Annotated in this window: 8 protein-coding genes; 1 reads left to right on the forward strand and 7 read right to left on the reverse strand. The window is 69.6% G+C overall.

The window, feature by feature from the left end:
* Positions 1-332 (reverse strand): hypothetical protein (locus K9U40_RS20575; RefSeq protein ID WP_282891984.1); only part of this gene is annotated, 332 nt, incomplete at its 3' end.
* Positions 333-401: 69 nt separating this feature from the next.
* On the opposite strand from K9U40_RS20575, the gene recR reads away from it, so the two are divergent.
* Positions 402-1,007 (forward strand): recombination mediator RecR, encoded by a 606-nt coding sequence (gene recR, locus K9U40_RS20580; protein ID WP_282891985.1) that lies wholly within the window; start codon positions 402-404, stop codon positions 1,005-1,007.
* 27 nt (positions 1,008-1,034) lie between these two features.
* On the opposite strand, the gene K9U40_RS20585 is transcribed toward recR, so the two are convergent.
* The 6 genes from K9U40_RS20585 to K9U40_RS20610 all read right to left on the reverse strand — a co-directional run.
* A complete protein-coding gene (locus tag K9U40_RS20585; RefSeq protein WP_282891986.1) occupies positions 1,035-1,823 on the reverse strand; it encodes an outer-membrane lipoprotein carrier protein LolA in 789 nt (262 codons plus the stop codon).
* Positions 1,824-2,029: 206 nt separating this feature from the next.
* A complete protein-coding gene (locus K9U40_RS20590) occupies positions 2,030-4,504 on the reverse strand; it encodes a DNA translocase FtsK (RefSeq protein WP_414114902.1) in 2,475 nt (824 codons plus the stop codon).
* Positions 4,505-4,519: 15 nt separating this feature from the next.
* On the reverse strand, positions 4,520-5,761 hold the full coding sequence (locus tag K9U40_RS20595; protein ID WP_282891987.1) for an aminotransferase class I/II-fold pyridoxal phosphate-dependent enzyme: 1,242 nt from the start codon (positions 5,759-5,761) through the stop codon (positions 4,520-4,522).
* Between the two features lie 72 nt (positions 5,762-5,833).
* The gene (locus tag K9U40_RS20600; RefSeq protein WP_282891988.1) at positions 5,834-6,784 is read right to left on the reverse strand and encodes a bifunctional riboflavin kinase/FAD synthetase; all 951 of its coding nucleotides are present in this window, start codon (positions 6,782-6,784) and stop codon (positions 5,834-5,836) included.
* A gap of 134 nt (positions 6,785-6,918) precedes the next feature.
* Positions 6,919-7,821: a TIGR01459 family HAD-type hydrolase gene (locus tag K9U40_RS20605; protein WP_282891989.1), complete on the reverse strand. Its 903-nt coding sequence runs from the start codon at positions 7,819-7,821 to the stop codon at positions 6,919-6,921.
* 136 nt (positions 7,822-7,957) lie between these two features.
* Positions 7,958-8,145 (reverse strand): hypothetical protein (locus tag K9U40_RS20610; protein ID WP_282891990.1); only part of this gene is annotated, 188 nt, incomplete at its 5' end.

Below are 8,145 nucleotides of genomic sequence, written 5' to 3' on the forward strand. Positions count from 1 at the left end.
AGTGCTTCGGAAAACTGAAGCGGTTCAAGCGCGTCGCCCTGCGCTGCGAGAAGACCGAATGCGGCTTCGCTGCCATCGTCGCCCTCGCCTTGAGCTTCATCCTCATCAAATCCGTCCACACTGCCTAGTAGCAACGCCGAAGCATTTGACGCATCCGACGTGGCGCCCGCGCCCTCTAAACTCAAGAAAGAGCACGCGCCGATCAACTGGCGATACAAGCAGGTCGGCGCGTGCTCTAGTGGTTCGACCGCGACAGATGGAACCCATCTGTCGCGGTCGAACCACAACTCTTTGATCTGGTGGGTCAACTTTTCGAAACGGATGGGTACCATCCGTTTCGGTTGATCCACTAGCGACCGGATGGCAGGACCATCCGGTTGGAACCCGGTTCAGGAGAGACCATGCCCCGTGCCGTCGCCGGCCCCGAGATCGAGCGCCTGATCCAGCTCATCGCCCGCCTGCCGGGGCTGGGGCCGCGTTCGGCGCGCCGGGTGGCGCTGCATCTGATCAAGAAGCGCGAGGCGCTGATGGCGCCGCTCGCGGCGGCCCTGACGGATGCGCTCGGCAAGATCGTGGAATGCCGGCGCTGCGGCAATGTGGATGTATGCGACCCCTGCACCATCTGCACCGACGCCTCGCGCGACCGGCGGACCCTGGTGGTGGTCGCGGACGTGGGCGACCTCTGGGCGCTGGAGCGCGCCGGGGTCCTCAATGCGCCCTATCACGTGCTCGGCGGGGTGCTCTCGCCCCTGGACGGGGTGGGCCCCGAGGACCTCAACCTCGCCCGGCTGGTCACGCGGGTGCATGAGGACGAGGTGGGCGAGGTCATCCTGGCACTCGGCGCCACGGTGGACGGGCAGACCACGGCCCATTACATCACCGACCTCCTGCGGGAGGCGAATGTCCGGGTGACGCGGCTGGCCCAGGGCGTGCCGGTGGGCGGCGAGCTCGATTATCTCGACGAGGGCACCCTCAGCGCCGCCATCCGTGCCCGCACGCAGATGTGAGCGCTTCCGCTCATGCGGAAGCGGCTGTCACTGCAGCATCCGCTCGAAATTGATCACGAACAGCTTCGGGTCGGGCTTCTTGTTCACCTGCAGGTTGGAAAGAGTCACCTGGGTGTCGTAGCCCTGCGGATCGGTGATGATCCACTGCTTGAGGGCGGAGGTCTTGGCGTCGAACAGGATGAGCAGGCGGTAGGTTCCAATCATGGGAACCTGTTCCTGGATGATCACCGAGATGAACTTGTCGTCCTGGAACACCCCCGCCACATGGGGATCGCTGGCAAGGTCGACCTTCTCCGCCAGCAGGAAACGCAGGGGGGTCTGGGACAAAGGCGTGACGTCCTGCGTGTTCAGCTTGCGGTCGCGCACCGCCACCGACTGGCCGTTGGCGATCAGCTCCACCGGGCTCGGCGGATCGTATTCGAAGCGCACGCGCCCGGGCTTCTGCATGTAGACATCGCCGGTGCGGCGGGTGCCGTCGGGGTCGATCTGGGTGAAGTTGCCGGTCAGCGCCTGCACCGAGTTGTAGTAGCTGGTGATGCGATCCACCGTGGCCCGCGGCGCGCGTCCATCCGGGTTCGCCGCGGCCTGGGCCTGGGGCACCACCTGCGCCATCGGGCCGGGCTTTGCCGTGGCACCGGCGTTGCGGCCCTGGGGCTTCATCAGGTCGCCGGGGGGCTGGATCGTCTGCGCCGAGGCGGCGGCCCCCGACAGCATGGCGAGGGTCATGGCAAGCCCGCAGGAGAGAGCAACGCCGCGCGCCACAGGCGACAGGCAGCGGCGGACGCGGGACTTGGCGGGAAAGCGGCTCGGCATCATTGAGGTCTCTGGCGCGCGGCGTTCGGGACGGGAAGTGCGAAACCTGAAGTCGGGTTCCGACCCCGCCCCGGCGCAGGCGGATCGGAGGAACATCTTGTCAATATAGACCCTGCCCAAGGCGTATGGCGATCCTGTGGCCTGGCATTGCGTGCGCGGAAGTCCGCCGGTGAATACCGTTGCCGGCACCGGCGTAGAGCGCGGCGGTTTTACTCGGCCGCCTCTTCCGGCATCAGGATCTCGCGCTTGCCGGCATGGTTGGGGGCGGCGACGAGGCCTTCCTTCTCCATGCGCTCCACCAGCGAGGCGGCGCGGTTGTAGCCGATCTGCAGCCGGCGCTGGATGTAGGAGGTGGAGCACTTGCGGTCGCGCATGACCACGGCGACCGCCTGCGAATAAAGGTCCTGCCCCTCCTCGCCGAAAGCGCCCTTGTCGAAGACGGCGGTGCCCTCGTCCTCGTCGTCGGTTTCGGCGGTGACTGCCTCCACATAGGAGGGAACGCCTTGCGACTTGAGGTGCTTCACCACGCTTTCCACCTCCTCGTCGGCGACGAAGGGGCCGTGAACGCGGGAAATGCGCCCGCCGCCGGCCATGTAGAGCATGTCGCCCTGGCCGAGGAGCTGCTCGGCGCCCATCTCGCCGAGGATGGTGCGGCTGTCGATCTTGCTCGTGACCTGGAACGAGATGCGGGTGGGGAAATTGGCCTTGATGGTGCCGGTGATGACATCCACCGAGGGGCGCTGGGTGGCCATCACCAGATGGATGCCGGCGGCGCGGGCCATCTGGGCGAGGCGCTGGATGGCGCCTTCGATGTCCTTGCCGGCCACCAGCATCAGGTCGGCCATCTCGTCGACGATGACGACGATGTAGGGCAGGGGCTCGAGGTTCATCTCCTCGCGCTCGTAGATGGCCTCTCCGGTCTCGTGGTCGAAGCCGGTCTGCACCGTGCGGGCGAGGGTCTCGCCCTTGTCGGTGGAATCCTTCACGCGGGCGTTGAAGCCGTCGATGTTGCGCACGCCCAGCTTCGACATCTTCTTGTAGCGGTCCTCCATCTCCTTCACCGCCCATTTCAGGGCCACCACCGCCTTCTTGGGATCGGTGACCACGGGGGCGAGCAGATGCGGGATGCCGTCATAGACGGACAGTTCCAGCATCTTGGGGTCCACCATGATGAGCCGGCATTGCTCCGGCTTCAGCCGGTAGAGCAGGGAGAGGATCATGGTGTTGATGGCCACCGACTTGCCGGAGCCGGTGGTGCCGGCCACCAGCAGGTGGGGCATGCGGGCGAGGTCCACGATCACCGGATCGCCGCCGATGGTCTTGCCCAAGGCGATGGCAAGCTTGTGGCCCGAATCGCCGAAATCCTTGGTGGCGAGCAGTTCGCGCAGCAGCACTTTCTCGCGCTTCTGGTTGGGCAATTCGATGCCGATGGCGTTGCGCCCGGGCACCACGGCGACGCGCGCCGACACCGCGCTCATGGAGCGGGCGATGTCGTCGGCAAGGCCGATGACGCGGGACGACTTGATGCCGGGCGCCGGCTCCAGCTCGTAGAGCGTGACCACCGGGCCGGGGCGCACCTGCCCGATTTCGCCGCGCACGCCGAAATCCTCCAGCGTGCCCTTCAGCTCCTTCGCGGTGTCGGCCAGCGCCTCCGGGCTCATGGCCGGGACCTTGGTGGCCACCGGCGGGGTCAGGAGGTCGAGGGAGGGGTGCTGGTAGCCGCGGCGCGGGCCACGCCGCCCGTTCGGCTCGCGCCGGGCGGAGCGGCCGCGCGGCTCGCCGGCGGCGAGATCCGGCCCGGCTTCGGCGGCGCGTTCCTCTCCGGCTGCGCCGCCGAGGCGCGGCTCGACGCGGTCGCCGCCGCGCCGGGGCGCCGGGGCGCCGGCCGGGCCCGGGGTTCCGGCTCCGCGCGGCTCGCCCAGAAGGCGCCCGCCGCCAAGGCGGGCTTTCCAGGACAGCAACGTGTGGGTGAGGGCGCCGAGGGAGATGGCGGCGCCGTCGTCCTCCTCGTCCTCGTCGCCCATCTCGCCGGGCAGCTCGTTTTCGGGCGCGACCTTCAGCGGCGTGCGCCGTCCGCCGCTCACCGCGAGGAACAGGCCGGTGGTGCCGATGGCGAGGCCCGCCGCGCCGATGACCAGGGCATCCACGATGGACGCCGCCGAGCCGCGCACCACGCCCAGCGCCCTGGGGAAGAGATCGCCCAGCGCTCCGCCGATGCCGGTCAGTCCCGGCCAGCTGTCGGGCCGGGGCAGGGCGCCGAGGAAGGCGGTGGCGCCCAATACGCCGATGAGCCAGCAGGTGGTGCGCATGCGCTCGCGGCTGAACGGGCGGTGGGTCACCAGTCGCCAGCCGTAATAGAGCGGCGGCAGCAGCACCGCGAGGGCGGCGAGGCCGAACAGCTGTACCAGCAGGTCCGCCACCACCGCGCCGGGCCAGCCGAGCAGGTTGGTGACCGGCGCATGGGTGGCGTTGGACAGGCTGGGGTCCGAGGCCGACCAGGTGCCCAGCGCGAGGAACGCGGTCAGCGTGGCGATGATCAGGCTGGTGCCGACGATCTCGCGCCCGCGGCGCCGCACCGCGAGCCGCACGCTCTCGGGGATGAGATCGAAACGAGGGGCGACGGGCGGCATGCGGGTGTTCAGCACGGCATCGGCACTGGCGGCTCGGCTTCTGGCCCTCGGCATCGGCGCTTCTCTCCTTCAGGTGAGGGCGGCGACGAGGCGGGTCAGCACCTCCTCGCAGGTGGGAAGATCCTGGACCAGGGCGACGCGCAGGAAGTTCGCGGCCGGGTTGGCGCCGGTGAGGTCGCGGCGGGCGAGATAGCCGCCGGGCACCGTGCGCAGGCCCTGCTCGCGCCATAGCTTCACCGCCGCCGCCTCGCCCCCCGAAAGGGAGTCGGTGGCGAGGTGCGACACGTCGAGCCACAGGAAGAAGCCGCCGCCCGGCCGCTCATAGCCCAGGCGGCCTTCCAGCATGCGGTCGGCAAGGTCGAACTTGGCGCGATAGAGGTCGCGCGAGGCGGTCACATGCGCCTCGTCCTCCAGCGCCGCCACCGCCACTGCCTGCAGCGGCTCGGGCACCTGCGGCGCCGCCACCCAGCGGAAGGCGAGGAAATCCTTCAGGAAGGCCGGGTCCCCGGCGCAGAAGCCGCAACGCAGGCCGGGCAGCGAGGAGCGCTTCGACAGGGAATTGAAGGCCACCGCCCGGCTGAAGTCGGCGCCCGCCACCTCCAGGATGCCGGCAGGCTTTTCCGCCCCCAGGTAGATTTCCGAATAGCACTCGTCCGAGAACAGGAAGGCGCCGTGCCGGCGCGCCAGCTCCAGCGCCCTGCCGAGATAATCGGCCGAGGCAATGGAGCCCTGCGGGTTGGCGGGCGAGGCGATATAGAGCGCCACCGTCCGCTCCAGCAGGTCTTTGTCGAGGGCGTCGAGGTCGGGCAGCCAGCCGCTGTCCCTGGAGGTGGGCACCACCACCGCCTCGCAGCCGGCCGCTTCCGCGCCGGCGGCATAGGCGGCGTAGAACGGGTTGGGCAGCAGCATGGCGGGGCGGCCCTTCGCGCCCTTCCCGGGCGTCAGCCGGCGGGCCACGATGGCGGCGGAGAACAGGCCCTCGCGCGAGCCGTTGAGGGCCAGCACCTCGCGCTCCGCATCAATGGGGCGGGCGAGGTCGTAGCGCTGCGCCAGCCAGCGGGCGGCGGCGGCGCGGAAGGTGGGAGTGCCCTCGGCACGCGGATAGCGGCCGAAGCCGGGCAGCGCATCGGCCAGCACCGGCCCGACGAAGGCGGGCATGGCGTGCTGCGGCTCGCCCACGGCCGCGCTCAAAGGCTGGCGGCCGGGCTCGATCCCCGCCAGGAGGTCGGCGAGGCGGATGAAGGGCGAGCGGCGGTCCTCGGGGGCGGGGGTGGCTGGCACGGTGGAGCGGTCTTTTCTCGCGGCGATCATGGTCGCAGCGAGAATGAAGCCCAGCCGGTTAAGGTGCGGCTAACTCAGATGGCAGGGCGGCATGCCGCGCCGTCAAATCCTGGCGAGGACGTCCCGCGCCTGCCGTGCATCCGCCGCGATCTGCGCGACGAGGGCGTCGATACCGTCGAACTTCAGCTCCGGTCGCAGATAAGCGTGGAATTCCACCTCCAGCGTGGCGCCGTAGAGGTCGCCGGAGAAATCGAACAGGTGTACTTCCAGCAGGGGGCGGCCATTGTCGAAGGTGGGCCGGCGGCCGTAATTGGCGACCCCGTCGAAGCGGCCCAGCGGCGTCACCGCGCGCACCGCATAGATGCCGAAGGCGAGGTCCATGTCCTCGGCCAAAGCGAGGTTGGCGGTGGGAAAGCCGATGGTGCGACCGCGCTTGTCGCCGTGGATCACCTCGGCCGCCACCGCGAACGGCCGGCCCAGCATGTGCGCCGCGTGGCCCACCTGCCCGGCGGCCAGCGCCCGGCGGATGGCGGTGGAGGAAATGGCGTCGCCTTCGTCCCGCATGGGGGGAACCACCGTGACCTTGAAGCCGTGGCGCCGCCCCGCTTCCTCCAGGAAGGCGGGCGAGCCGGCGCGGGCGCGGCCGAAATGGAAGTCGAAGCCGACCGCCACCCCGGTGACGCCGTAGCGCTCCACCAGGATCTCGCGCACGAAATCTTCCGCCTCCATGGATGCGAGCTGGGCGTTGAAGGGCAGCACGATGGCGCCCTTCAAGCCGCTTTCGGCGATGTGGCGCAGCTTGCGCGCCTCGGGGGTGAGGCGGAACGGTGCCGAGGCGGGATTGAAGAAGGTGCGCGGATGGGGCTCGAAGGTGAGGGCGAGGGCCGATACACCGGCCTCGGCCGCCATGGCGCGGGCGGTATCGAACACGGCCCGGTGGCCGCGATGCACGCCGTCGAAATTGCCGATGGCCACCACCGGCCGCGCCAGATCTGGCGGAAGCGGCGCGCTGCCGCCTACCAGGAGAAAGTCGGGGGAGGGATCACCTGTCATCGGCGGGCGGCGGCCTTGCCTTGAGTGTCTTGCCTGGTCGCGACGAAACGCGGCGGCGCCCGGCGCAAACGCGCGCCGGTGCCGACGAAGAACAGGTGCTCTAGGCGCTGGCGGCGGCAGGCGTCAAGGGTGCCTCACCAGGCGAGGCGGGGCATGACGCCACGCGGATGGGCGTGACCGGTGAACAGCTCGGCGAGGCTTTCCGTGTCGGGAATGGCCCCGTCCACCGATTTCAGCTCCTGCGCGTGGATGCCGCCGGAGATGAAGAGGCTGTCGAATCCGGCATCGTTGGCGCCGGCGATGTCGGTGCGCAGGGCGTCGCCGATGCCGAGCACGCGGGCACGGTCGATGGCGCCGCCGCGGATCACCTCGGCATGGGCGAAGGCGGTGTCGTAGATGGGCCGGTAGGGCTTGCCGCACCAGACGGCCTTGCCGCCAACCTCCTCATAGGCCTTGGCGATGGCGCCGGAACAGAAGATGAGCTTCTCGCCCCGTTCCACCACCAGGTCCGGATTGGCGCAGATGAGCGGCAGGTCGCGGGCCTTCATGGCGGCGATGGTCTCGACATAGTCATCCGGGGTCTCCACCTCGTCGTGGAAGAGGCCGGTGACCACCACGAGGTCGGCTTCGGCGAGATCGGTGAGGACGAGATCGAGCCCCTCGAACAGGCCGAGATCCCGCCCCGGGCCGAGATGGTAGGTGCGCGCGCCGGTGCGGGCCGCCAGCATCTCGCGGGTGACGTCGCCGGAGGTGATGATGGCGTCATAGGCGGTGCGCGGCACGCCGAGGCCGTCCAGCATCTCCATGACGAAGCGGTGGGGCCGGGGCGCGTTGGAAACGAGGACCACGGTGGCCCCGCCGGCGCGCATGCGGGTGAGCGCGTCGCAGGCGGAGGGGAAGGCGGCGACGCCATTGTGCAGCACGCCCCAGACATCGCACAGGATGAGGTCGTACTGGCCGGCATAGGCGGACAGTCCGGTCACCAGAGGCGGAGCGTGGGGGTGGGACCTCTCGGTGCTGTTGGAGCGTTCGGCCATGGGGCGTTTCCTCTTGTGCACCGCACAAGTGCCATGACGGAAGGCGAACCACAAGGGCCGCGGCGGGGTCTGTAAAACCTTTGGTTTCGGCGGGGTACGATGGTGACGGGGTGAGAAGGAATGATCCGTTTCCCGATCACCGGGCGGCGCCCGGGGCGCGATCCGGCCAGGGTGTTTCAGCCTGACCGGCGGGGTGTCGCAGGGTGCTTTCAAGCGTGAGCCAATGGGAGGGGAACGGTTCAGGGGTGCCCCTTGCCCGGATGGCCGCCGCCATGCGGGCTGCCCATGCCGTGGGGATGTCCGCCGCCGTGCCCGCCCCCATGT

The sequence above is a fragment of the Xanthobacter autotrophicus genome (assembly GCF_030015065.1).
Classification (GTDB): Bacteria; Pseudomonadota; Alphaproteobacteria; order Rhizobiales; family Xanthobacteraceae; genus Xanthobacter; species Xanthobacter autotrophicus_D.

What these genes read in the sequence shown, in the direction of transcription:
- K9U40_RS20585 (WP_282891986.1), bottom strand. Translation starts at nt 1,823, where the DNA reads ATGATGCCGAGCCGCTTTCCCGCCAAGTCCCGCGTCCGCCGCTGCCTG.
- K9U40_RS20600 (WP_282891988.1), bottom strand. Translation starts at nt 6,784, where the DNA reads ATGACAGGTGATCCCTCCCCCGACTTTCTCCTGGTAGGCGGCAGCGCG.
- K9U40_RS20590 (WP_414114902.1), bottom strand. Translation starts at nt 4,504, where the DNA reads ATGCCGAGGGCCAGAAGCCGAGCCGCCAGTGCCGATGCCGTGCTGAAC.
- K9U40_RS20605 (WP_282891989.1), bottom strand. Translation starts at nt 7,821, where the DNA reads ATGGCCGAACGCTCCAACAGCACCGAGAGGTCCCACCCCCACGCTCCG.
- K9U40_RS20595 (WP_282891987.1), bottom strand. Translation starts at nt 5,761, where the DNA reads ATGATCGCCGCGAGAAAAGACCGCTCCACCGTGCCAGCCACCCCCGCC.
- recR (WP_282891985.1), top strand. Translation starts at nt 402, where the DNA reads ATGCCCCGTGCCGTCGCCGGCCCCGAGATCGAGCGCCTGATCCAGCTC.